This is a genomic window from Neorhizobium populisoli, assembly GCF_019430945.1.
Classification (GTDB): Bacteria; Pseudomonadota; Alphaproteobacteria; order Rhizobiales; family Rhizobiaceae; genus Neorhizobium; species Neorhizobium populisoli.
In genome coordinates this window covers 31,162-53,183 of sequence record NZ_JAHYCB010000007.1, presented here as the reverse complement: position 1 = coordinate 53,183, position 22,022 = coordinate 31,162, and the positions used below count along the sequence as shown (strand labels likewise).

The 22,022-nt window shown below is 62.0% G+C and carries 25 protein-coding genes; 14 read left to right on the top strand and 11 right to left on the bottom strand.

The genetic code is table 11. The annotated features are described in order from the left end of the window. The first annotated feature begins 54 nt into the window (after positions 1-54). Both KX729_RS20335 and KX729_RS20330 read left to right on the top strand, forming a co-directional pair. Positions 55-753 (top strand): hypothetical protein, encoded by a 699-nt coding sequence (locus tag KX729_RS20335; protein WP_219744322.1) that lies wholly within the window; start codon positions 55-57, stop codon positions 751-753. A gap of 181 nt (positions 754-934) precedes the next feature. After that, positions 935-2,569 carry an AMP-binding protein gene (locus KX729_RS20330; protein WP_219744321.1) on the top strand — a complete coding sequence of 545 codons (1,635 nt, stop codon included), beginning with the start codon at positions 935-937 and terminating at the stop codon, positions 2,567-2,569. Between the two features lie 13 nt (positions 2,570-2,582). Here the strand turns inward: KX729_RS20330 and KX729_RS20325 are convergent, their stop codons facing one another. The 3 genes from KX729_RS20325 to KX729_RS20315 all read right to left on the bottom strand — a co-directional run bounded on the left by KX729_RS20325 (position 2,583) and on the right by KX729_RS20315 (position 6,870). Further along, positions 2,583-3,803 carry a GNAT family N-acetyltransferase gene (locus KX729_RS20325; RefSeq protein WP_246617743.1) on the bottom strand — a complete coding sequence of 407 codons (1,221 nt, stop codon included), beginning with the start codon at positions 3,801-3,803 and terminating at the stop codon, positions 2,583-2,585. 59 nt (positions 3,804-3,862) lie between these two features. Then, positions 3,863-5,275 (bottom strand): lipopolysaccharide biosynthesis protein, encoded by a 1,413-nt coding sequence (locus KX729_RS20320; RefSeq protein ID WP_219744662.1) that lies wholly within the window; start codon positions 5,273-5,275, stop codon positions 3,863-3,865. Between the two features lie 143 nt (positions 5,276-5,418). Next, on the bottom strand, positions 5,419-6,870 hold the full coding sequence (locus tag KX729_RS20315) for an MFS transporter (RefSeq protein ID WP_219744319.1): 1,452 nt from the start codon (positions 6,868-6,870) through the stop codon (positions 5,419-5,421). 129 nt (positions 6,871-6,999) lie between these two features. Between KX729_RS20315 and KX729_RS20310 the strand changes: the two genes are divergently transcribed. After that, complete coding sequence (locus tag KX729_RS20310) at positions 7,000-7,896, top strand: LysR family transcriptional regulator (RefSeq protein ID WP_219744318.1); 897 nt, start codon at positions 7,000-7,002, stop codon at positions 7,894-7,896. 62 nt (positions 7,897-7,958) lie between these two features. Here the strand turns inward: KX729_RS20310 and KX729_RS20305 are convergent, their stop codons facing one another. The 3 genes from KX729_RS20305 to secA form a co-directional block, all read right to left on the bottom strand. Continuing rightward, positions 7,959-8,183, bottom strand: a complete 225-nt coding sequence (locus tag KX729_RS20305; RefSeq protein WP_219744317.1) for a hypothetical protein — start codon at positions 8,181-8,183, stop codon at positions 7,959-7,961. Between the two features lie 11 nt (positions 8,184-8,194). Continuing rightward, a complete protein-coding gene (locus KX729_RS20300) occupies positions 8,195-8,374 on the bottom strand; it encodes a hypothetical protein (protein WP_219744316.1) in 180 nt (59 codons plus the stop codon). Positions 8,375-8,515: 141 nt separating this feature from the next. Then, positions 8,516-11,227 carry a preprotein translocase subunit SecA gene (gene secA, locus KX729_RS20295; RefSeq protein ID WP_219744315.1) on the bottom strand — a complete coding sequence of 904 codons (2,712 nt, stop codon included), beginning with the start codon at positions 11,225-11,227 and terminating at the stop codon, positions 8,516-8,518. A 272-nt stretch (positions 11,228-11,499) separates the two neighbouring features. Here secA and KX729_RS20290 point away from each other — a divergent pair, with 272 nt between their 5' ends. The 6 genes from KX729_RS20290 (at position 11,500) to KX729_RS20265 (ending at position 15,729) form a co-directional block, all read left to right on the top strand. Next, a complete protein-coding gene (locus KX729_RS20290) occupies positions 11,500-12,378 on the top strand; it encodes a peptidylprolyl isomerase (RefSeq protein WP_219744314.1) in 879 nt (292 codons plus the stop codon). Between the two features lie 229 nt (positions 12,379-12,607). Then, the gene (gene argJ / locus KX729_RS20285; RefSeq protein WP_219744313.1) at positions 12,608-13,849 is read left to right on the top strand and encodes a bifunctional glutamate N-acetyltransferase/amino-acid acetyltransferase ArgJ; all 1,242 of its coding nucleotides are present in this window, start codon (positions 12,608-12,610) and stop codon (positions 13,847-13,849) included. 6 nt (positions 13,850-13,855) lie between these two features. Beyond that, entirely contained in the window at positions 13,856-14,629 is a 774-nt protein-coding gene (locus KX729_RS20280) for a GNAT family N-acetyltransferase (protein ID WP_219744312.1), read from the top strand. A 1-nt stretch (position 14,630) separates the two neighbouring features. Then, positions 14,631-15,041: an 8-oxo-dGTP diphosphatase MutT gene (gene mutT / locus KX729_RS20275; protein WP_219744311.1), complete on the top strand. Its 411-nt coding sequence runs from the start codon at positions 14,631-14,633 to the stop codon at positions 15,039-15,041. Positions 15,042-15,174: 133 nt separating this feature from the next. Then, entirely contained in the window at positions 15,175-15,498 is a 324-nt protein-coding gene (locus KX729_RS20270; RefSeq protein ID WP_219744310.1) for a hypothetical protein, read from the top strand. A gap of 57 nt (positions 15,499-15,555) precedes the next feature. Then, positions 15,556-15,729, top strand: coding sequence for a Flp family type IVb pilin (locus KX729_RS20265; RefSeq protein WP_219744309.1), 174 nt, complete (start codon positions 15,556-15,558; stop codon positions 15,727-15,729). A 54-nt stretch (positions 15,730-15,783) separates the two neighbouring features. Here the strand turns inward: KX729_RS20265 and KX729_RS20260 are convergent, their stop codons facing one another. Next, positions 15,784-16,656, bottom strand: a complete 873-nt coding sequence (locus KX729_RS20260; RefSeq protein ID WP_219744308.1) for a methyltransferase domain-containing protein — start codon at positions 16,654-16,656, stop codon at positions 15,784-15,786. A 61-nt stretch (positions 16,657-16,717) separates the two neighbouring features. Between KX729_RS20260 and KX729_RS20255 the strand changes: the two genes are divergently transcribed. The 5 genes from KX729_RS20255 to KX729_RS20235 all read left to right on the top strand — a co-directional run bounded on the left by KX729_RS20255 (position 16,718) and on the right by KX729_RS20235 (position 19,758). Then, on the top strand, positions 16,718-17,518 hold the full coding sequence (locus tag KX729_RS20255) for a ComF family protein (protein ID WP_219744307.1): 801 nt from the start codon (positions 16,718-16,720) through the stop codon (positions 17,516-17,518). A 68-nt stretch (positions 17,519-17,586) separates the two neighbouring features. Further along, complete coding sequence (grxC, locus tag KX729_RS20250; RefSeq protein WP_219744306.1) at positions 17,587-17,844, top strand: glutaredoxin 3; 258 nt, start codon at positions 17,587-17,589, stop codon at positions 17,842-17,844. A gap of 11 nt (positions 17,845-17,855) precedes the next feature. Beyond that, complete coding sequence (locus tag KX729_RS20245) at positions 17,856-18,740, top strand: carbon-nitrogen hydrolase family protein (protein WP_219744305.1); 885 nt, start codon at positions 17,856-17,858, stop codon at positions 18,738-18,740. Then, positions 18,737-19,165, top strand: coding sequence for a DUF1178 family protein (locus tag KX729_RS20240; protein ID WP_219744304.1), 429 nt, complete (start codon positions 18,737-18,739; stop codon positions 19,163-19,165). Before KX729_RS20245 ends, KX729_RS20240 begins: the two co-directional genes overlap by 4 nt. Positions 19,166-19,182: 17 nt before the next feature. Next, a complete protein-coding gene (locus tag KX729_RS20235; protein ID WP_219744303.1) occupies positions 19,183-19,758 on the top strand; it encodes a DUF3291 domain-containing protein in 576 nt (191 codons plus the stop codon). A 24-nt stretch (positions 19,759-19,782) separates the two neighbouring features. Here the strand turns inward: KX729_RS20235 and KX729_RS20230 are convergent, their stop codons facing one another. Genes KX729_RS20230 through ubiG form a run of 4 tightly spaced genes read right to left on the bottom strand, consistent with a single transcriptional unit; the run spans position 19,783 to position 21,340 of the window. Next, complete coding sequence (locus KX729_RS20230; protein ID WP_281423238.1) at positions 19,783-20,085, bottom strand: type II toxin-antitoxin system RelE/ParE family toxin; 303 nt, start codon at positions 20,083-20,085, stop codon at positions 19,783-19,785. Beyond that, positions 20,082-20,402: a type II toxin-antitoxin system ParD family antitoxin gene (locus KX729_RS20225; RefSeq protein ID WP_219744301.1), complete on the bottom strand. Its 321-nt coding sequence runs from the start codon at positions 20,400-20,402 to the stop codon at positions 20,082-20,084. The genes KX729_RS20230 and KX729_RS20225 overlap by 4 nt, the downstream gene beginning before the upstream one ends. Then, positions 20,344-20,535: a ribbon-helix-helix domain-containing protein gene (locus KX729_RS20220; protein WP_219744300.1), complete on the bottom strand. Its 192-nt coding sequence runs from the start codon at positions 20,533-20,535 to the stop codon at positions 20,344-20,346. The genes KX729_RS20225 and KX729_RS20220 overlap by 59 nt, the downstream gene beginning before the upstream one ends. Positions 20,536-20,593: 58 nt before the next feature. Beyond that, positions 20,594-21,340, bottom strand: a complete 747-nt coding sequence (gene ubiG, locus KX729_RS20215; protein ID WP_219744299.1) for a bifunctional 2-polyprenyl-6-hydroxyphenol methylase/3-demethylubiquinol 3-O-methyltransferase UbiG — start codon at positions 21,338-21,340, stop codon at positions 20,594-20,596. Positions 21,341-22,022: the final 682 nt, after the last annotated feature.

Genomic DNA, 22,022 nt, shown 5'->3' with positions numbered 1-22,022 from the left:
ATTCGGTCCTTAGCATTCCGGCATGGTGCCGGTGCTCGAATGAGGAAGAATATCATGCGGAAATCACTTCGTATTTTGCTGCTCTCAGGCTGCGTCGCGCTGCCGATGGCAACAGGTGCTGCCTATGCGCAGGGCTTGTCGGTCGGTGGCGAAAATGGTGTCAGCGTCGATGTCAACACGAATGACGGGCTCGGCGTCGATGCGTCGGTGGGCGGCTCGAACGGGGTCAATGCCGAGGCGAGTGTCGGCGGCAGCCGAGGTGCTGCGGATGTTGATGCATCGGTCGGTGGCTCGAATGGTGTCAACGCGGATGCGAATGTGGGTGGACGAGGCGGCCTAGATGCCGATGTTTCCGCTTCTGTCGGCGGCCGCGACGGCGTCAATGCCGGCGTTGGTCTCGATACGTCTGACGGGATCGATGCCGACGTCACTGCCTCTGTCGGCGGCGGCGATGGCGTCAACGCCGATGTCGGCGTCGGCATCGGAGGCTCCGGCGGTACGGGCGTGGATGTCGGTGTTGGAACAGGCGGGTCGGGGGCTCCGGGTGCCGGAGGGGCCGGATCCGGTGGTGCGGGCGGTGCCGGACCGGGTTCAGTTGGCGGGTTGAGCCCGGCGCAACGGCAGGCCTTCCAGAGCATGTCCGGCAGCGAGCAGCGACGCCTGTTGGCGCGGTGCGGCGATGTCCTCTCGGATGGAGGCGATCGCGCGCTCGTTCAGCTCTGCCAGATGCTGCGCATGCGAGCATCGCGTTGACCGATCAGCCGGAACCCGTCCGGCGGAGAGGCCAGGTTTGCCTTCAGCCGGGCGGGTTCGATCCGAAACAGCGTTATTTTGCAGCCAATGACCGGTTTCGAGGCTGTCCCCCTGTTTTGTCCCTCTTGTATTTCAAGTTTCGAAGATGTTAGCTGGTGCAGCAAAATGAGAACCATTGCCCATGAAATTGCCAGCCGGTGCCTCTTACGAGGCAATCTTCCGTGATTTTGCCTGGGACATCCCCTCCCGGTTCAACATGGGCGAAACCGTCAGTGATGCCTGGGCCGCCCGCGACCCCGATCGCATCTGTCTCCAGCATTTCAGCCCGGACGGGAACCATCTCTCGCTGAGCTATGGCGAACTTGCCGGCCGTTCCGCTTCGCTTGCTAATGCTTTCATGGGGCTCGGATTGAGGCGCGGTGATCGCATAGCGCTTCTTCTGCCGCAGAGTTTCGAGACGGTGATCGCCCATGTGGCGATCTACAAGATGGGCGGCATCGCGTTGCCGCTGGCCTTGCTTTTCGGTGCCGAGGCCTTGGAATATCGTCTGAAGGCATCCGGGGCCACCGCGATCGTCACCAATGCCTTCGGCCTGTCGCGGCTTGCCGATCTGCGCGACAAGCTGCCGGAATTGAGGCATGTCATCGCGACCGGCCACGGACTGGCTGAAGAAACGGCTCTTTCGTTCGATGACCTCGTTGCCAGTCACCCGCCGCTGTTCGACGTCGCCGAAACCGGCCCCGACGATCCGGCGCTGATGATCTTTACGTCCGGCACCACCGGTCCGCCCAAGGCTGCGCTACACGGGCATCGCGTGCTGGCAGGCCATATTCCGGGCTTCCAACTCGGCCATGAATTTGCACCGCAGCCCGGCGACCGAATCTGGACGCCGTCCGACTGGGCCTGGGCGGGCGGCCTTCTCAACGTGCTGATGCCGGCCTTGATGCTGGGCATGCCGGTCGTCTCCTCGCCGGCCCAAAAGTTCGATGCCGACATGGCGTTCCGTATCATGGCGGAGATGGACGTCCGTAACGCCTTCATCCCGCCGACGGCTCTGAGGCTGATGAAACCCATCGCCAATCCGCGTGAGAAATACGATCTCAAACTGCGCACGATCACCTCGGCAGGCGAAGCGCTCGGTCGCGAGACCTACGACTGGGCGAAATCGGCGCTGGGCCTGACAGTCAACGAGCTGTTCGGCCAGACGGAATGCAATTTCGTGCTGGGGTCCGCCGCCAATCTCGGTGTATCCCGCGGTGGCGCCATCGGCCGTGCGGTGCCGGGCCATCATGTCGGCATCGTCGACGAGAAGGGCATGGAATTGCCTGCAGGGCAGATCGGCCAGATCGCCATCCGCCGGCCGGACCCGGTAATGTTCCTTGGTTATTTCAACGACAAGGCGGCGACGGATGCGAAATTTACCGGCGACTGGTTGATGACCGGCGATCTCGGCCGGCAGGATCGCGAAGGTTATGTGGAATTCGTCGGCCGCGACGACGACGTCATCACCTCGTCGGGTTATCGCATCGGGCCGAGCGAGATCGAGGACTGTCTCTCCGGCCACCCGGCCGTGCGGCTGGCGGCGGTGGTCGGCAAGCCGGACCCTGTCCGCACCGAGATCGTCAAGGCCTATATCGTGCTGATGCCGGGTTACGCGCCGGGCGATGCGTTGGCCGGTGAGATCAGCGACTGGGTGAAGACGCGGCTTTCGATGCACGAATATCCGCGCGAAGTGGCCTTCGTCGACGATATCCCGCTGACGACGACCGGCAAGGTCATCCGCCGGCTGCTGCGCGAGAAGGCCGCCGCCGAATAGCTATTTTCTGCGGCTATTCGTGGCGGCCGGTCAGCGACAGGATCTTTTCGCGCAGGATGCGGGCCATGTTGCGGGTGTTGCGGTAAAGGTGCAGCTGGGTGCCGACCTGGCGCACGTCGCGGTCGCTGTTTTGGCTGAGCCCGATCACCAGCGTGCCCATGTCCTCGCGTTCTTCCCAGAAGCGGCTCATGATCGGGTGATCCGGCACGGCGCAGCTATCGGTGCGCATGATGTTGGCGTCTTCCAGATGCCATTCGGTCAGCTTCATCATCAGGAGCTTGCCGGGCGAGAACTGGCTGAACCGCTCATCATAGGCCGTTTTCCAGGTATAGGCTTCGCCGGCCATGATGAAGACGACGAGGGAAGCGATCGCCTCGCCCTCGAAATCGACGGTGTGGATGCGCACCGCATCGACTTCGGAAAGATTGGCGACCGCCTCGCGGGCGAAGGCAGAGCGGTAGCGGTCGTTGATCAGCGCCGAGCGGCGGCGGCCTTTCCAGCCCTTGGCTTCAAGCAGCAGGAACTGCTCCATTCGCAGCCGCACTTCCTCCGGCTGGCGGGCGACGGAATAGGTGAGCGAGCCCTTGCTTTCGAGATTGCGCCAGAGACGGCGCATTTCGCGGTAGTGATGCGGCGAGACGGCATGTTTCAGATAGGTCGGACCATCCTGCAGGCTTTCCAGCATGGGCCGTTGGAAGGGATCGGTGACCGCCACTGGCAGGTTGCGGCCCATCGCAACCGCCTTGGCAAGCTGGGCGAAGGGACCATTGAGGCGCACATCCGGCAGGACGAGAACCGAGGGCAGGCGAGCGGAGCGTTGCGACAGCGCTTCCAGCAGGTTGTCGATCGTCTCGGCGCCTTCTTCGGCATCGAGAAGCGGCGTGCCGAGCGGACCGAAGGGGTTCGCCCAGGTGCGAATGATCGAGGCGCCCATGGAGAAGCCGGGCTTTTCCACCGTGAACGGCATCAAAAGGCGCATGCGGCTGCGTTCGCCCTGTTCATCGCGGATCAGCGCCAGGCGCACCTGCTTGTCTTCGACGCGCGGCATGGCGGGTGCCAGCAGACGGGCGGAGAAGAAAATATTGGGTTCCATGGCGCGGTTCGATAGGAATTCCAGCTCTTCCTGCAGGTCGTAACCGAAGGCAGCGGGATAAAGGCAGAGTTCGCGGCCCGGCCGGCCGACGGGAATACGGGTATCGGCATCCGGGCGCTCGGCGCGGAAGGCCTGCATCATCGGCAGCTTGGCGCCGATCTTGCCTTCGAGGTCGCCGCTGGTGGGAGGTAGCGCCATGGTCAGGAAGCCTTTGCGGAAGCGGAGGGCAGGGGATCGGCAAACGCGAAAAGAACGATACCGAGCGTGCGACGGACGGCGATATGCAGCAGGATCGCCTCGATCACCATTGCGGAAGCCGTCGCCGTTGCGGCGCCGACCAGGCCGTAACGGGGGATCAGCGCGATATTGAGCGCGATGCTGCAGGCGAGCGTCACCGCATAAAGCAGGACGCAGAGGTTCTGGCGGCCGGCCATGGAGAGCAGGACTTCGCCGGGGCCGACCAGCGACTTCGACAGAATGCCGGCAAACAGGATCGCCATCAGCCAATAACCGGCGGTGAAGCCCTCACCGAAGAGCGAAAGCAGCAATTCGCCGGCAGCCAGCGCGCAGAGCCCGACGGCGAGCGACGGCCAGAAACTCCATTTGGCGGTCTGGCCGGCAAAGGTGGCAAGCGCCGTCATGTCGCCTTCCGCCATGATGGCGGAGAAACGCGGGCCGGCTGCGGCCTTGATCGAGAAATACACGAACTGGACGAGAACGATGGTTTTTGCCGCCGCATAATAGATGCCGACCTGGTCGGGCGGCAGATAAAGGCCGACGACGACGACATCCGCATTGGTGAGCAGGAAGCCGATGCCGTCCACCAGGAACAGCGGCAGGGAGACACGGAACCAAGGGCCGATCTCGAAACGCTTCGGCCCGCTGCCGTAACGCTTGTGCAGGCGCAGCGAGACGCGCAGCAGCTGGGACAGCGTGGTGACGTAGGTTGCGGCAAGTGCCGCCTCCATGGCGGTGACGGCGGTGTGGTCGGCGCCGAACCAGAGGGAAGCCAGCATGAAGGCGAGGATCAGCGTCGGACGGATGAGATAGGTCGGCGAGAGCGCCATGATCGTCCAGCCGTTCGACCGGGCGGTGCCGTCCAGCACGTCGCCAAGCGCAATCATCGGCATGGTAAAGAAGGCGAGCGACACCGGGATCAGGTAATAGGGTTCGATACTGCTGCCGAAGACATGCAGGAAGGTGAAGCCGAGGCCGGCGATGGTGCTGGCGGAGACAAGTGCGATGACCCGGATCGCCAGATTGAGGCCGCGCACGGTGTCGATCTCGCCGCGCGCCTTGTGCTGGTGCAGGAAGCGGATGACCGAGGTATGGAAACCGAGGCAGGACAGGTTGCCCGCCAGAATGACGACGACCCAGACAAAGGCGAAGATGCCGTATTCGAATTCGCCCATCAGGCGGGCCAGTACGATCTGCGACACGAAGGCGATTGCAGCGCTTGCGACCCGGATGACGAAGGCTGACAGCGCCTGGCGCTGGGCGCGGGCGGTGTCGTTGTCGTCTGTCAGGATCGACTGGAGCTTGCGCGTCAGCGGTGCGAGCCGGGCCCTAAGGCCAGCCGGAAGCAATCTTTCCGCTGTTTCAATGACCGCCATAATGGGCACGCAATACTCGTAAAGCCGACGGGATACCAAGACCGAGTGTTGCCACATCAGGGTTAAGAAAGGGTTCGCCGGACGGTTAAAGCATTTATGATCTCCTTTCAAATCCAGCGAAAAATATCGGACTTATTGCGGGTTTACTTGCCTTGTCTTTTCACGGCACCGGCAGACGAAACGCGGCCCTTGATCGCCAGTCCGAAAGCCAGGAAGACCAGAGCCGCCGCCACGAGGAAGGTGGTCCGCATGCCGCCGGCGATGGCTTCGCGGCCGGCAAGCGAGATATCCGCCGCGCCGGATGCGAAGGCGAAAACCGCCCCCATGGCCGAAGCACCGGTGATCAGGCCGAGATTGCGCGACAGGTTGACGAGGCCGGAGACCAGGCCCCGCCTGCCGGGTTCGATATCCTGCATGATCGCGGTGTTGTTGGCGGCCTGAAACAGCTGGTATCCCGGCGTCAGGACGGCAATCGCCACGAGATAACCGGCGATGCCGAACAGGCCGGGAAGCAGGGCCAGCCCGATGCAGCCGGCGATCATGACGGCGAGGCTTGCGACGATTGCGGATGAGGCGCCGAGGCGATCGATCAGCCGGCCGGCAGGGATGCCGCTCAGCGTAGAAATCGCCGGGCCGGCCGAGAGGATGATGCCGGTCCACGCGGGATCAAGGCTGAGACTGCGTGAGAGGTAGAACGGTCCGACCACCAGCGTCGCCATCATGACAGTTGCGACCAGCACGCTCATGGCGAGGCCGCTGCCGAGCGCCGGTTCGCGGAGCAGCGACAGCCGGATCAGCGGCGAGGCGGCTCTTGTTTCCACGGTCATGAAGGCGAGGGCGCCGAGCAGCGCCATGCCCAGAAGCACGATGTTGAGTATTCCAAAACTGTTGCGGCCAAGCGTCATGGCGAGCGCATAGGCGGCCAGAGTTGCGGCCAGCAGCATCGTGCCGGCGATATCGAACTGTCGGGCACCCTCGGATTTGCGGATGGGGTCGGCGGATAACGAACGCCAGACGAGCAGGAAGGCGGTTGCGCCGAGCGGCAGGTTCAGCAGGAAGATCGAAGGCCAGCCGAAGCTGGAGATCAGCAAGCCGCCGAGCGAGGGGCCGAGTGCGGTGCCGATCGCCGAGGTCGTGCCGAGCAGGCCCATGGCGCTGCCGGTCTTCTCCTTCGGTACAGCTTCTCCGACAAGCGCCATGGCGAGCGCCATCATCGCGGCTGCACCGAGACCCTGCAGGGCGCGGGCGGCGACCAACGGCCAGAGCCCCGGTGCGAGGCTGCAGAGAACCGATGCGGCCGTAAACGCGATGATGCCGGCCAGCAGCAGTCGCCGGCGGCCGATCATGTCGCCAAGCCGGCCGATGCTGACGATCAGCGTCGTGCTTGCCAGCAGATAGGCGATGACGATCCACTCGGTCTCTTGGAAGCTCGCGCCGAAGGCGGCGGTGAATGTCGGCAGGCCGACATTGGCGATGCTGGTGCCGAGCGATGAGAGCAGCATGCAGAGTGACAGAGCCATCAGCGCACCCGTCTGCGCAGGCTTTTCGCCCGATATTTCATCCACCGTTTCGGGGAGGTTGGTTTGAGTGCTCATGGGCGCGGTTCCGTCCTTCGATCTGAGAAAGCGGAAGCCTAGCCTCGCTCGATATATGGCGGAAGGCGCAGCATTTGCATTCCATTCGTGCATCTGGCGCCATATCTTGATGTTGCGTATGGTGAGCCCATGACGCTCCCCGATTTGAACCTTCTCGTCACCCTCGATGTCCTGCTTGCCGAAGGCAGCGTTGCCCGCGCGGCCGAGCGGCTGCGGCTCAGTCCGTCGGCGATGAGCCGGTCACTGGCGCGGCTCAGGGAGGTGACGGGCGATCCGCTTCTGGTGCGGGCCGGGCGCGGGCTCGTTGCGACGCCGCGGGCGCTTGCCTTGCGCGAGGAGGTGAGCCGGCTGGTGCAGAGCGCTGAGGCGGTGCTGCGGCCGGCCGACATGCTCGATCTGGAAAAGCTCGAGCGGACCTTCACGATCCGCGCCAGCGACGGTTTCGTCGAGAATTTCGGCGCCGATCTTACCGATCGCACAGGCCGCGAAGCGCCGGGTGTTCGGCTGCGTTTCGTGCAGAAGCCGGACAAGGAGAGCAAGCCGTTGCGCGACGGCGCGGTCGATCTGGAACTTGGCGTCATCGGTGATGCGGCTGGGCCGGAATTGCGGGTGCAGGCGCTGTTCCGCGACCGTTTCGTCGGCGTTGTCCGTGCCGGGCATCCATTGGTCGGGGAGAAGGTGACGCCTGCAGGATACGCGGCGGGGCGGCACATTCTTGTTTCGCGGCGAGGACTGGAGCACGGGCCGATCGATGCCGCGTTGGAGCCACACGGCTTGCAGCGCCAGATCGCGACCACGGTCGGCACCTATTCGGCGGCTCTGGCGCTGGCGCGGGATACCGACCTGATTGCCGGCGTGCCGGAAATCTACACGGGAAAGCTTCGGGCCGGGCTGGACAGTTTTCCTCTGCCGGTCGATGTGACGCCAATCACGATATCATTGATCTGGCATCCGAGGATGGATGCCGATCCCGCGCATCGCTGGCTGCGTATTCTTGTCCGGCAGATCTGCACGCAGCGCCTTTAGACGCCGCGCAAAAAGAAAACGCCGCCCGGAGGCGGCGTTCGGAGATATTGGATGCGGGTCGGTTATCCGTGGCTGTTGTGAGACGCCTGCGGATGTCCCCCCTTTTTCTTGGAATCGTGCGTGTGGTGGCTGTCGCGTTCGCCGCCGCCACCGGATACGCGGCTCTTGGAGCGCAGATCGCTATCGGCTGCCGGTTTCTTCACGTCCAGCGGTGCCTTGGCGTTTTCATGCGATGCGCCCGGTCCACCCTGGCGGATGCTGGCCGGCGTCTTTGTCGAGGTCGACATGTCGGCCCTCCTTATCGATCCTGCTGATAACCCTGATTGGTCGTGTTGATTTTCGTATTGCCCTGCTGGCCCTGTTTTCCGGGGTCATTGGCAGCGCGGATTTCAACGCGGCGAACATCCGAATGTTTTTCTTCGCCAGAGCCTTTGTGGCTCAGGTTCTCGGATGGTGTCGGGGGAAGTCTGCTGCTCATGATGGGGCTCCTTTCGTTAGGTTTCCCACCAGTCTAACCGCGGGCCTGCGTGGATGTTCCATTGGGCGAGCAGCCCATCCGATTCTGCAAACGAAAACGCCGCCCGGAGGCGGCGTTTCGATTGTCTTTGTCTGCTATCGATCAGGCCTGTTCGAAGGCGCCGTGGCAGTGCTTGTACTTCTTGCCGGAGCCGCAAGGGCAGGCTTCGTTGCGGCCGACCTTGCCCCAGGTGGACTGGTCTTCCGGATGGCGGTCTTCCGGTGCGGCGATGAATTCCTCGGCGCGGAAGCCGTTCATCTCGTTGACGCCGGTCGTCGGATCGACATGCATTTCGTCATAGACAGCCGGCGGCTGCGGCGGTTCCGGGTTCTGGACCAGTTCGACGCGCATCAGCTGGGCGGTGACAGCTTCGCGCAGGTTGGCGAGCAGCGCCTGGAAGAGTTCGAAGGCTTCCGCCTTGTATTCCTGCAGCGGGTCGCGCTGGGCATAACCGCGGAAACCGATGACGGAACGCAGGTGGTCGAGGTTGACGATGTGCTCGCGCCACAGGTGGTCGAGCGTCTGGAGCAGGACTGAGCGCTCTACATAGGTCATGATCTCGACGCCGAAACGTTCCTTGCGCTCGTTGGCGGCCTTGTCTGCAGCCTCCACGATGCGTTCGCGGATATCCGTCTCGCCGATGCCTTCTTCCTTGGCCCAGTCGTCGACCGGCAGGTCGAGATTCAGGAGGCGGTCGACTTCTTCGCGCAGTTCCTTGGCCGTCCACTGTTCGGCGTAGGCGCGTTCGGGAATGTGCTTGGTGACGAGGACGTCGATCACTTCGCTGCGCATTTCTTCCACCACATCCGAGAGATCGGCGGAATCCATCATCTCGATGCGCTGTTCGAAGATCACCTTGCGCTGGTCGTTGGTGACGTCATCATATTTCAGAAGGTTCTTGCGGATGTCGAAGTTGCGGGCTTCGACCTTCTTCTGGGCACGTTCCAGCGCCTTGTTGATCCAAGGATGGACGATCGCTTCGCCTTCCTTCAGGCCGAGACGCTGCAGCATCGAATCCATGCGGTCGGACCCGAAGATGCGCATCAGGTCGTCCTGAAGCGACAGGTAGAATTTCGAACGGCCAGGGTCGCCCTGACGGCCGGAGCGGCCGCGCAGCTGGTTGTCGATGCGGCGGCTTTCGTGGCGTTCGGAAGCGATGACGTAAAGGCCGCCGGCGGCAAGAGCCTTGGCCTTCAGTTCCTTGACTTCGGCGCGGATCGCCTGTTCGCGAGCGTTGCGCTCGGCTTCGTCCTCGATCTCGGCGAGTTCGTGTTCGAGGCGCATGTCGATATTGCCGCCGAGCTGAATGTCGGTACCGCGGCCCGCCATATTGGTGGCGATCGTCACGGCACCCGGCACGCCGGCCTGGGAAACGATATAGGCTTCCTGCTCGTGGTAGCGGGCGTTCAGGACATTGAACGTCTCGAAACCGGACTGGCGCAGCAGGGTTGCCAGGAGTTCGGATTTTTCGATCGAGGTCGTGCCGACGAGAACAGGCTGGCCGCGCGTGTGGGCTTCCTTGATCTCCTGGATGATCGCTTTGAACTTTTCCTCGAAGGTCCGGTAGACCTCGTCGTCTTCGTCGATACGGGCGATCGGCAGGTTGGTCGGCACTTCGACCACTTCGAGCTTGTAGATATTGCCGAATTCTTCCGCTTCCGTCTGGGCCGTACCGGTCATGCCGGCCAGCTTTCCGTACATGCGGAAATAGTTCTGGAAGGTGATCGAGGAGAGCGTCTGGTTCTCCGGCTGGATCGTCACCTTTTCCTTGGCTTCGAGCGCCTGGTGCTGGCCTTCCGAATAACGGCGGCCCGGCATCATGCGGCCGGTAAATTCGTCGATGATGACGATCTCGTCGTTGCGGACGATATAGTCCTTGTCGCGGGTGAAGAGCCTGTGGGCCTTCAGCGCGTTGTTGATGTGGTGGACGATCGCGACGTTTTCGACGTCGTAGAGCGATTCACCCTTGAGCAGGCCAGCGGCACGCAGCAGGCCTTCCAGCTTCTCGGTGCCGACTTCGGAGAAATTGGCGGAGCGCTGCTTTTCGTCGATCTCGTAATCTTCCGGGCTGAGCATCGGAATGAAGGCGTCGATCGTGTTGTAGAGGTCGGAGCGGTCGTCGAGCGGGCCGGAGATGATCAGCGGCGTGCGCGCTTCGTCGACCAGGATCGAGTCCACTTCGTCGACGATCGCGTAATTGTGGCCGCGCTGCACCATCTGGGCGCGCTCGTATTTCATGTTATCGCGCAGATAATCGAAGCCGAGTTCGTTATTGGTGGCGTAGGTGACGTCGCAGGCATAGGCCGCGCGGCGCTGGTCGTCGTCGAGACCGTGGACGATGACACCGGTGGTCAGGCCGAGAAAGCCGTAGAGGCGGCCCATTGTCGCCGAGTCGCGCTGGGCGAGGTAGTCGTTGACCGTCACCACATGCACGCCCTTACCGGACAGCGCATTGAGATAGACAGGCAGGGTACCGACCAGCGTCTTGCCTTCGCCGGTCTTCATTTCGGCGATGGCGCCGTCGTGAAGGATCATGCCGCCGGTCAGCTGGACGTCGAACGGGCGCATGCCGAGCACGCGGCGGGAGGCCTCGCGGACCACGGCAAAGGCGGGGACCATGATGTCGTCGAGCGTCTTGCCTTCGGCGAGCAGTTTCCTGAACTCCACCGTCTGGGCGGCCAGCTGCTCATCGGATAGAGCCTTGGTTTTCTCCTCGATGGCATTGATGGCATCGATCGTCGGCTTGTAACCGCGAACGCGGCGATCGTTTGCAGAACCGAACAGTTTGCGGGCGATGCCGCCGAAGCTGACCATACGAATGGTCCTTTCTGATCTCAATCTCTTGAAGCGCGGGTCTTGATGTAACCACTCTCAATGACGACAAGAAGCCGCATTCAGATGACGACAAAATGACCCGCCACGCCCGGAAACTCTGCTGGACGCGAAGTTGCGTGACAGATAAGAGGGGGGTCGAATTATGTCAACGGTGGCGGCCGATACAGAATGGCCACAATCCGGTGTTTGTGAAGGTTTTCCGGCCGGAATCAGGCATTCTGAGACCGGTGCCCCTATCGAAAGGTAAATCGATGTTGCGCCATAAATTTCTCGTAACGGCCGCTCTCGCCGCTGCGATCCTGTGTCAGGCTCCTGCTTTTGCGGCTGACGACCCGGTCGTTGCGAAGGTCGGCAGCCTCGAAATCCGCCAGTCCGAACTCGATCTCGCCGTCCAGAACCTCGATCCGCAGCTTGCCCAGCTGCCCGACGAGCAGAAGAAGGTCGCAGCCCTTTCCGGCGCCATCGACGTGAAGCTGCTGGCTTCCGGCGCCGTCAAGGAAGGCATGAAGGATTCCGAAGACTTCAAGAAGCGCATGTCCTATATCGGCGACCGCGAACTGCACAATTCCTACTTCCGCAAGCATGTCATCGAAGCGACCACCGATGCCGAGGTAAAGGCCCGCTACGACAAGGAAATCGCCAATATTCCGAAGCAGGAAGAAGTGCATGCCCGCCACATCCTGGTGAAGACCGAGGATGAAGCCAAGGCGGTTATCGCAGCCCTCGACAAGGGTGGTGATTTCGCAGCGCTCGCCAAGGAAAAGTCGCAGGACAGCAACAAGGACGAAGGCGGCGATCTCGGCTGGTTCGGCAAGGGCCAGATGGTTCCGGAATTCGAAGAGGCCGCTTTCGCACTCCAGAAGGGCGCCTATACCAAGACCCCGGTCAAGTCGCAGTTCGGTTTCCACGTCATCAAGCTCGAAGACAAGCGCATCGCCCCGCCGCCGGCTTTCGACCAGGTCCAGGACCAGGTGAAGCAGCTCGTCATGCGCGACAAGTACATGGAGCTGATCACCAAAGCCAAGGCCGAGCAAAAGATCGACATCACCGATCCGGCGCTCAAGAAGGGCTATGAAGACGTCAGCAAGATGCAGGCAGACGGCGATGCGCCGATGCCGGTGCAGCAGTAAGCTTCGATAAGGGGTATTGCCCCTCATCCGCCCTGCCGGGCACCTTCTCCCCGTTTTGACGGGGAGAAGGAGATGTGCCGCAACGTCGCCATTTCCCCTCGCCCCGCCTGCGGGGAGAGGGTGCGCCGAGCGAAGCGGAGGCGGGGTGAGGGGCTTGCGCCGCATCGGATTTCGCTAAATCCGATAAGTAAATTTATCCGGTTTTCATTTTCCGAATGGGGTTCAAGCTATGTCCGCTTCCGTTTCGCCGCTCGCTCCGAAGTCCTATCCCGACATGCCGTCACTGCGTGGCGTGCGCATGGCGACAGCCGCCGCCGGGATCAAGTATAAGAACCGCACCGACGTGCTGTTGATGGTGTTCGACAAGCCGGCTGCGGTCGCAGGCGTCTTCACAAAGTCCAAGTGCCCGTCTGCCCCGGTCGATTTCTGCCGTGCCAATCTGTCGCACGGTACTGCCCGCGCCGTGGTCGTCAATTCCGGCAATGCGAACGCCTTTACGGGCGTCAAGGGCAAGGCGGCGACGGCACTGACGGCGAAATCCGCCGCTGAAGCCGTCGGCTGCGGCGAGAACGAAGTTTATCTCGCCTCGACCGGCGTGATCGGTGAGCCGCTCGACGCCACCAAGTTTGCCGGCGTGCTGGGCGACATGAACAAGACCGCCACCGGCGATTTCTGGCAGGAAGCCGCCAAGGCGATCATGACCACCGACACCTATCCGAAGGTCGCGACCCGCACCGCCGATATCGGCGGCGTCAAGGTGACGATCAACGGCATCGCCAAGGGCGCCGGGATGATCGCGCCTGATATGGCGACCATGCTCTCCTTCGTGGTGACCGATGCAGATATCGCGCCGGCAGCACTCCAGAGCCTGCTGTCGGCCGGCGTCGGCCCGAGCTTCAATTCGATGACCGTCGACAGTGACACCTCGACTTCCGATACGCTGATGCTGTTTGCGACCGGTGCTGCCTCTGCCGACGGCCAGACGCGCATCGAAAATGCCGACGACCCGGCGCTCGAAGGTTTTCGCGCGGCACTGAACGAGCTTCTGAAGAACCTCGCCATTCAGGTTGCCCGCGACGGCGAGGGTGCCACCAAGATGCTCGAGATCACCGTCACCGGTGCCGAGAGCGACGCCGCTGCCAAGACGATCGCCCTGTCGATCGCCAATTCGCCGCTGGTCAAGACCGCGGCTGCTGGCGAAGACGCCAATTGGGGCCGTATCGTCATGGCCGTCGGCAAGGCCGGCGAAGCCGCCGACCGCGATCGTCTGGCGATCTGGTTCGGCGATGTCCGCGTTGCCGTCAACGGCGAACGCGACCCAGGCTATTCGGAAGACGCGGCGACTGCCGTAATGAAGAAGCAGGACATTCCGGTGCGGGTCGATATCGGCCTCGGCCAGGGCAAGGCGACTGTCTGGACCTGCGACCTCACCAAGGAATATGTCGCCATCAACGGCGATTATCGGAGCTGATCGGAATTGGCGCAGGCCCTATCTCAGACCAATCTGCCGCAGGTGCGGCGCCTGGAGGCCGTGGGTTTCCGGGCGTGGCCGGCTGCCTCGGTCGTCTATGACGGTAGCTGGCAGGTGCGGCTCACCGGCGGCCATCCGTCGAAGCGCCTCAACTGCCTCGTGCCGCTCGATCCGTCCGACTGCCGCGACATGGATCTGCGCATCGAAAAGGCGCGCAAACGTTTCGAGGCCTATGGCCGGCCGCTCTATGTGCGGGAGACGCCGCTAACGCCCAAGCCGTTGCTGGATTATCTCTCGGGTCAGGGCTGGAAGCCGTTCGAGACGACCGATGTCCTGAGCGCCGATCTGACTGCGCTGGAACTGCCCGATACGCTCGATTATCTGCCGAGCCACGATATCGGCCGTTTCGTCGATGCCAGCCTGGCGCTCGATGGCGAGGATGGAGGACGCAAGCCGGCGCTCGCCGAAATCCTCAGCTCCATCAAGCCGTCCACCGGTTATTTCATCAAGGAAATCCCGGGTGATGGCCCCATCGCCATGGGGCTTTGCGTGCAGGATAATGATCTTGCCGGCATTCAGTCGCTTTCGGTGTCGGACAAGCATCGGCGTTCGGGGCTCGGGACCGAGATTTTGACCTCGGCGCTCCGCTGGGCCCGCATCAGCGGCGCGCGTTCCGCCTGGCTGCAGGTCGGCGCCGACAATGCGCCGGCGCAAGCGTTGTATGCCCGGTTCGGTTTTGCCAAGGCTTACGAATACCGCTATTGGCGGCAGGAGCGCTGATATGTCCGAGGTCAGGAAGATCCTGCTGGTTGCCGCCTGCGCGCTGATCGACAGTGATGGCCGCATCCTTCTGGCGCAGCGCCCCGAGGGCAAGTCGCTTGCCGGTCTCTGGGAATTTCCGGGCGGCAAGGTGGAGCCCGGCGAGACGCCGGAAGAGACGCTGGTGCGGGAGCTTGAGGAAGAACTCGGCATCCAGACGAAAATCCCATGCCTTGCGCCGCTGACCTTTGCGAGCCACACCTACGAAACCTTCCACCTCCTGATGCCGCTTTATGTCTGCCGGCGCTACGAGGGCATTCCGACCGGCCGTGAGGGCCAGGCGATCAAGTGGGTGCGGCCGAACGCTTTGCGCGATTATCCGATGCCGCCGGCCGACGAGCCGTTGATCCCGATCCTTCAGGATTTGCTCTGATTTGACTCCGGAATTTGATCTGGATCAATAAAATTAGAACAATCGAATTTATCTGCCGTTAAGAGATTTTTTAGCCCCGTATGAGAGGGTCAGGCCTCATCGAGTGACTGCGTTTTTACGAGGCTATGAAGGCATGGACGAGGAATTCTGGAAAACTGTGCCGTCCCGTCAAAGGGCGCACGGCTCCGGCAAGACCGGCGCGCTGAACATCGCGCTCCTGTTCGGCACGGCTGCGATCGCGCTTTCGCTGATCATCACTCCCATGCTGGCCAGCCGTGACGACGAAGGTCGCCGCCTTGCCAACGTGCAGGAGGATTTCGACAACCTGACCACCGGCTCGATTCCCAAGCACGGCGAGAAGGGTACCAAGAATTACACGATCCGTCGCAGCGTATTGCAGGAAACGCCGGGTGCGGTCTGCATCGTGCAGGGTTATGGTGTCGGTAACGATTGCTGATAATAATAAGGCGCTTTCGGGCGCCTCAGTTTTTTCATCCTCTGCGAAGGATAATATATGCGCGGTTTGAAGCTTTTCTGGAAGAATAAGACCGGCTCCACCGCAGTGGAGTATGGCTTGCTCATTTCCATTATTGCGTTGACGATGGTCGCGGCGCTCGGCAATTATTACGGCGCGATGAACAATATGTTCGGCAGAATTTCCACGGTCCTCGATAAATCCGCCGAATAATATTTGCCTGAGTAAGATTGGCCAGACGATTTCCGCTTTGGTCTTCTCCAAAGATTACGTCATTCCCTTTTTCAGCGCATCGGCGAGCCGCACCTTGGCGGAGCCGGGTTTCAATGGCTTTTGCTGGCTTTCATGCGGCGCCCAGCCTGAGGCATAAACGATCGAGAACGTCGCACGGATGCGGCCGTCCGGATCTGAATAGCGTTCCGCGTAAAGTTCCGCCGCCCTCACGAAAAAGCCCCGCGTCAGCGGCTTGCGGCTGCGGCCGGCGAGCGGATTGGTCATGCCCATGGCCCGCAGGTCGCGCATCAGCGGAAACAGCGAGTCGTAACGTACCGTATAGGTCTCCGCGTCGACGACCGGCAGGGCGAAGCCGGCGCGCTGCAGCAGTGCTCCGATATCGCGCACATCGGCGAAGGGGATGACGCGAGGGCTGGCGCCGCCGGTCATCTCGGCTTCGGCTGAAAGCAGCACGTCGCGCAGTTCGGCCAAGGTCCCGGCCCCCGGGATGGCCGCCAGGAAGAGACCGTCCGGCTTCAGGGCGCGACGGATGCGGATCAGCGTGCCGGGCGTATCGTTGACGAGGTGCAGGGCGAGCGGCGAGAGGACGAGGTTAACCGATTCCGGCTCGAGCGGCACGTCGTCGAAGGTGGCAGCCGTGATTTCTTCGGTGCCCCGGCCAAAAGCCTTGCTGGTCTCAATCCGGCTGATCGCACCGATCTTGCCGGTGGCGAGCGCTTCGCGGGCCGCGGCACCCGTGCCGCCATGCAGTTCCACCGCGGTTTCGAACCGGCGCTCGACCACGGCGAGACGATCGGCCAGTTCGCGGCCGGCGATGTCGAGCAGGAAGGCTGCCTTCTCGTCGCCAGCTTTCAACGCCCTCTCGCGACGGCGCGTCACCAGGTCAGGGTCGAAGAGAATGTCCATCATGTCCTCGTACTAAAAATTCCGCTTCGCAAAGGCGCTTCCACGCCCTTATTGTCAACACATGTCGATCGAAGAGCCGCCGATCATCAGTGCGTCTTTCTCCACCCTGGCCGGCGACGCCGCTCGCCGATGGGTGAGGCCGCCGTTCGCCTGGCTGGCCGATCTCGTCTTTCCGCCGACCTGTCCCGGCTGCGGGGTCAGGACCGGCTCTCACTCCGCCTTCTGCCCCACCTGCTGGCGCGACATTCGCTTTGTGGAGCGGCCTTTCTGCGAAGTGCTCGGCCTGCCGTTTTCCTACGATCCCGGTCCCGGCATCCTGTCCGCCCAGGCGATCGCCGAGCCGCCGCCGTTCGACCGGCTGAGGTCGGCGACGATCTTCGAAGGGGCGGCCCGCGACCTCGTTCATTCGCTCAAATATAGGGATCGCGGCGAGCTTGCCGCAATGATGGCCGGCTGGATGCTGCGTGCTTCCGACGGGCATGTGGCAGGTTGCGATGCGATTCTGCCGGTGCCGCTGCACCGGTTCCGCTTTGCCTCGCGCAAGTTCAACCAGGCGGCCGAACTCGGGCGGCAGGTGGCGCGGCAATCGGGCAAGCCATTCCTTCCCGCGACTTTGATCCGCACCAAACGCACCAGCCGGCAGGTGGGGCTGACGGCGCGAGCACGGCAGGACAATGTGCGGGCCGCCTTCGCCGTCGCGCCGGGGCATGAACCCGAGGTTTTCGGCAAGCGGCTGGTTCTGATTGACGATGTCTATACGACGGGTGCGACGGTCTCGTCCGCCGTGCGCTGCCTGAAGAAGGCGGGGGCCGCCGAGGTCACGGTTTTGACCTTTGCAATGGCCGTTTCCGGGCCTATATGACAGAAGAAAACAATTTTCGCGCGGCCCGCCTTTCGGCACTTCCCATGGGGTCGCGCATGGAGACGATCATGGCAGATGTCACGATTTATACCCGCGAATATTGCGGTTATTGCGCTCGCGCCAAGTCCCTGCTGGACAGCAAGGGCGTCGCTTATACCGAACATGACGCGACCTATTCCAAGGAGCTGCGCGAGGAGATGACGGCCAAGTCGAACGGCCGCTCCACCTTCCCGCAGATCTTCATCGACGGCCAGCATATCGGCGGCTGCGACGATCTTCACGCGCTCGACCGGGCCGGCAAGCTCGATCCGCTGCTGGCGGCCTGAGGAGACCCAGTATGACGTTCAAGGCTGCAGCGATCCAGATGTGCTCCGGCGTCGACACGGCGCGGAACGCCGCCGACATGGCTCGGCTGGTGCGGGAAGCCGCCGCCAATGGTGCGACCTATATCCAGACGCCGGAAATGACCGGTGCGCTGCAGCGTGACCGCAAGGCGATGCGCGCCCAGTTGCGCGGCGAAGCCGATGATGTCGTCGTTTCGACGGCGCGCAGTCTGGCCCGCGAGCTGAATATCTATCTTCACGTCGGATCCACCGCGATCTCCATCGACGATCCAGCCCAGGAAGGCGGCAAGATCGCCAATCGTGGTTTGCTGTTTGCGCCCGGCGGCCGGCAGGTGCTGACCTATGACAAGATCCACATGTTCGACGTGGATCTCGACAATGGCGAAAGCTGGCGGGAAAGCTCGGCCTATCAGGCCGGCGGTGAGGCGCGCGTCGCCGAGCTGCCGATCGGCAAGTTCGGGTTCGCGATCTGCTACGACGTCCGCTTTCCGCAGCTTTTCCGCGCCGAGGCTCTGGCCGGCGCCGATATCCTCACCGTTCCCGCCGCCTTCACGCGCCAGACCGGCGAGGCGCATTGGGAAATCCTGCTGCGCGCCCGCGCCATCGAGAATGGTGCCTTCCTGATCGCCGCCGCCCAGGGTGGCGTGCATGAGGACGGCCGCGAGACTTTTGGCCATTCGATGATCGTCGACCCCTGGGGCAAGGTGCTGGCTTCCGCCGGTAGTGCGGGCGAAGAGATCATTTATGCCGAGATCGATGTCGCCGCCGTGAAGGCTGCGCGTCAGAAAATTCCGAACCTTAAGAACGCCCGCGAGTTTACGCTTCAGACTGTTTCCGATGGTGGAACGTCCGGTGCGGCGGGAGGTGTGGCCGCTTGATCAAGTATTCGCTTTCCTGTGAAAATGCCCACATGTTCGAGGGCTGGTTTTCGACGAGCGCTGATTTCGACGGCCAGGTCGCCAGCGGCTTCCTGACCTGTCCGGTCTGCAACTCGGCCTCGATCTCCAAGACACTGATGTCTCCCTCCGTTTCGACCGCCCGCAAGAAGGAAGAGAAACGGGAGGCGGTGATGGACATGGCCCGCCAGGAACTGGTGGCCAAGGTCAGGGAAGCGGTGGCCGCGATCCGCGCCAATGCCGAGGATGTCGGCGAGAAATTTCCGGAAGAAGCCCGCAAGATCCACTACGGCGAAGCGGATGCCCGCGGCATCATCGGCCAGGCGAGCTTCAATGAGGTCAAGGACCTGCTCGACGAGGGCATCGACGTGGCGCCGCTGCCGGTACTGCCTGACGACGTCAATTGAGATGACCGGCATCTGACATGAGCGGCGCGGCGAAACTGGCGATCTACAATTTCGGCCTGTTCGTCGCCCCTTATGAAAGCCCCGAGGTCGACGGTTTCCGGCTGCGGGAACCTGCCAATTTTCTGGCCGCCGAACGGTCGCACGGGTTTCTCGGCCGTTCCGGTTATCCCGGCGAGGGCGGGCCGGAAAGCTGGGGTCCGCAGATTTTTCCGCACTTCATTGCGGGTAGCGGCTTCGAATGGGCGCCGTCCAGCCTTTCCCTCTGGGCTGATCTCGAATCCCTGATGGCTTTCACCTATAACGGTGTTCATGCCGATGCGCTGAAACATGCCCATGGCTGGCAGCAGAAACGGCAATGGCCAGCGCTGGCGCTTTGGTGGACCGAAATCCGCCCGGACTGGGCAGAGGCCGTCGGACGGTTCGAATATCTGTACGAACACGGACCGAGCTTTGAGGCTTTCAATTTCAAAGAACCCTATGGACCGGATGGCGGAAAGACCACCATCGACCGGGCCAGAGTGCGCGAGCTTGCCACGCTGAATGCCGAGCGCCAGAAGGATTTGCTGGCGCATGTGCTTTCGGTGGGAGTGTAGCAGGGCAAGAGAGGCCGGGGATGTTCAGTCGCTGCTGGGGAAGAGGATTTTTCGATAGTCCCGCGACCCGTGAAACACGCGCATGATATCGACCTGTCCTCGCCATGTTTCGTAGACGATGAGATAATTTCCGTGGATCCGCCGCCTTACATCGTTCCCATGTTGCTGGCCGATGATCTCATAGGATTCCGGCATTGCGCCAAGACCTTGGCACGCGACTTCCAATTCGTTCATGAAGCTCAAGGCGCGGACAGGATTGTCCTGTGCGATCTTCCGGCCGATATCGATCATATCGCGACTAGCGCGGGCCGATATGACAACTTTCATTTCGCGGCCGGTTTGACCAAGCCCAATTCTCGGCGGACGATATCAAACGCCTCTTCCACGGATGTATAACGTCCGGCCTCGATATCAGCGCGCCCTTCTTCGACTTCGGACCAAAATTCCGCGGCGGCGCGCTGGTCATTTTCATAGCGCTCTTGCAAAACCTGGTTCACATAGTCCTCCTTCGAGGATGCTTCACCATTTTCGACCAGGGTATCGATGTAGGAATCTATTTTTGGGTCGAGCCTGACTTGCGCCATCTCACGCTCCGGCTTGTTGTGCGGCAGATTGTTGAGCCATCTTGTCTCCTTGCCGAACAAGTTCCTGCTCTTCACGCAGTACTGAGTTCACATATTCACTGATGGATGCAAACGAGCCATCTTCGACTTCGGCCCGAACGAATTTGTAGAGTTCTTCGTTAAGCGTCAAAGTTACCGTCTTGGCTTCGGTCATCGTCTTCTCCAACGAGCACTGCGAAGTCTACCACGAGGACGATTGCCGTAAAAGCCGATCACCCCTCCCGTTTGGCGAGCATCATGTAGTTCACGTCCATATCTGGCGAGAGGTTCCAGCGATCCTGCAGCGGGTTGAAGAAGACGCCGGTGCGGTGGATGATTTCCATGCCGGAGGCGTTGATCGGCTTTTCCAGTTCCTCCGGGCGGACCAGCTTTTCATATTGATGCGTGCCGCGCGGCAGCCAGCGGAGGATGTTTTCGGCGGCGAAGATGGCGAGCGCGCCGGCTTTCAGCGTGCGGTTGATGGTGGCGACGAACATCAGGCCGCCGGGGCGGACCATGTTGGCGCAGGTGGTCATGAAGAAGTTCACGTCCGCCACATGCTCGACCACTTCCATGTTGAGCACGACATCGAAGGTCTCACCGGCTTCGGCCAGCAGTTCGGCGGTAACGGCGCGGTAATCGACCGAGGTGCCGGTTTCCGCCGCATGGGTGGAGGCGATGCCGATATTCTTTTCGGAAGGGTCGGCGCCGACAACAGTGGCGCCCATGCGGGCAATCGGCTCCGAGAGCAGGCCGCCGCCGCAGCCGATATCGAGGATGCGCAGGCCGGAAAGCGGCTGATGGCTCTTCGGATCGCGGCCGAAATTTTCGCAGATACGGTCGCGCAGATAGGCGAGGCGCACCGGATTGAACTTGTGGAGCGGCTTGAACTTGCCGGTCGGGTCCCACCATTCGGCAGCCATGGCGGAGAAGCGGTCAACCTCGGTCTGATCGATCGTGCTGCGGGTGGCTTCGGTCATGGCGGCTCTCCTTGTTCTCGAAGTTTGAAGTCGGATGACCGGGGGAGGAAGTCAAGTCCGGAGGTTAGGGGATGTTGTGCGGAGAACGCCGTTGTGAAGCAATTTGGATGTAAAGCGCGAGGGGGGTTATCTGTGGCTCTTCGTCACGTATCTCGCGCATCTCTTTCAAAGCCTTCCTATAGAGGTCGTAATAGACGGTTTCCCGGTGAGCAATGCAGGAGGGAAGGGTGCTGCACGCATTGCCACTCAGCCCTATTTCCTGATGGGCGCGAACGGTCCATGCCTGATGGGGCGAAGGTTGCATGGGGCCGCTGCAGACGTGGTTACGGCGGCAAAGGCGCAGTCGGCAAAAACCGCGTGAGATCAAGCAAAGCGTCGAAGTAAGGCGGCAGAGCTCCTCATGTTGCTGCGCACGCCGTCGCTCGTAGTCGCTGAAATCCTGTTTGCTCACTGTCACATTCCTTTCCGAAGGCATAATCATCCCTTGGCGATCTCGGTTTGTTTGTTTCGGCCGGGACACGTCGTGTGCCTCGAATTGAAAATTTATAAATGACACGCGACGTGCCCCGTTCGGTGTGTTTATCCACGCAACTCCGGTTCCTCTGCGGTGATATGGAATTTAACTCCGTGGAAATGAGCACGGATGCCATACCGGGTTGTGTGCGACACACGCACGCCCCGC

Bases quoted from the DNA above. Each gene is read 5' to 3' on its own strand.
- KX729_RS20335 (WP_219744322.1), top strand. From the start codon at position 55: ATGCGGAAATCACTTCGTATTTTGCTGCTCTCAGGCTGCGTCGCGCTG.
- KX729_RS20330 (WP_219744321.1), top strand. From the start codon at position 935: ATGAAATTGCCAGCCGGTGCCTCTTACGAGGCAATCTTCCGTGATTTT.
- KX729_RS20325 (WP_246617743.1), bottom strand. From the start codon at position 3,803: ATGATGCAGGCCTTCCGCGCCGAGCGCCCGGATGCCGATACCCGTATT.
- KX729_RS20320 (WP_219744662.1), bottom strand. From the start codon at position 5,275: ATGGCGGTCATTGAAACAGCGGAAAGATTGCTTCCGGCTGGCCTTAGG.
- KX729_RS20315 (WP_219744319.1), bottom strand. From the start codon at position 6,870: ATGAGCACTCAAACCAACCTCCCCGAAACGGTGGATGAAATATCGGGC.
- KX729_RS20310 (WP_219744318.1), top strand. From the start codon at position 7,000: ATGACGCTCCCCGATTTGAACCTTCTCGTCACCCTCGATGTCCTGCTT.
- KX729_RS20305 (WP_219744317.1), bottom strand. From the start codon at position 8,183: ATGTCGACCTCGACAAAGACGCCGGCCAGCATCCGCCAGGGTGGACCG.
- KX729_RS20300 (WP_219744316.1), bottom strand. From the start codon at position 8,374: ATGAGCAGCAGACTTCCCCCGACACCATCCGAGAACCTGAGCCACAAA.
- secA (WP_219744315.1), bottom strand. From the start codon at position 11,227: ATGGTCAGCTTCGGCGGCATCGCCCGCAAACTGTTCGGTTCTGCAAAC.
- KX729_RS20290 (WP_219744314.1), top strand. From the start codon at position 11,500: ATGTTGCGCCATAAATTTCTCGTAACGGCCGCTCTCGCCGCTGCGATC.
- argJ (WP_219744313.1), top strand. From the start codon at position 12,608: ATGTCCGCTTCCGTTTCGCCGCTCGCTCCGAAGTCCTATCCCGACATG.
- mutT (WP_219744311.1), top strand. From the start codon at position 14,631: ATGTCCGAGGTCAGGAAGATCCTGCTGGTTGCCGCCTGCGCGCTGATC.
- KX729_RS20270 (WP_219744310.1), top strand. From the start codon at position 15,175: ATGGACGAGGAATTCTGGAAAACTGTGCCGTCCCGTCAAAGGGCGCAC.
- KX729_RS20265 (WP_219744309.1), top strand. From the start codon at position 15,556: ATGCGCGGTTTGAAGCTTTTCTGGAAGAATAAGACCGGCTCCACCGCA.
- KX729_RS20260 (WP_219744308.1), bottom strand. From the start codon at position 16,656: ATGGACATTCTCTTCGACCCTGACCTGGTGACGCGCCGTCGCGAGAGG.
- KX729_RS20255 (WP_219744307.1), top strand. From the start codon at position 16,718: ATGTCGATCGAAGAGCCGCCGATCATCAGTGCGTCTTTCTCCACCCTG.
- grxC (WP_219744306.1), top strand. From the start codon at position 17,587: ATGGCAGATGTCACGATTTATACCCGCGAATATTGCGGTTATTGCGCT.
- KX729_RS20245 (WP_219744305.1), top strand. From the start codon at position 17,856: ATGACGTTCAAGGCTGCAGCGATCCAGATGTGCTCCGGCGTCGACACG.
- KX729_RS20235 (WP_219744303.1), top strand. From the start codon at position 19,183: ATGAGCGGCGCGGCGAAACTGGCGATCTACAATTTCGGCCTGTTCGTC.
- KX729_RS20230 (WP_281423238.1), bottom strand. From the start codon at position 20,085: ATGAAAGTTGTCATATCGGCCCGCGCTAGTCGCGATATGATCGATATC.
- KX729_RS20220 (WP_219744300.1), bottom strand. From the start codon at position 20,535: ATGACCGAAGCCAAGACGGTAACTTTGACGCTTAACGAAGAACTCTAC.
- ubiG (WP_219744299.1), bottom strand. From the start codon at position 21,340: ATGACCGAAGCCACCCGCAGCACGATCGATCAGACCGAGGTTGACCGC.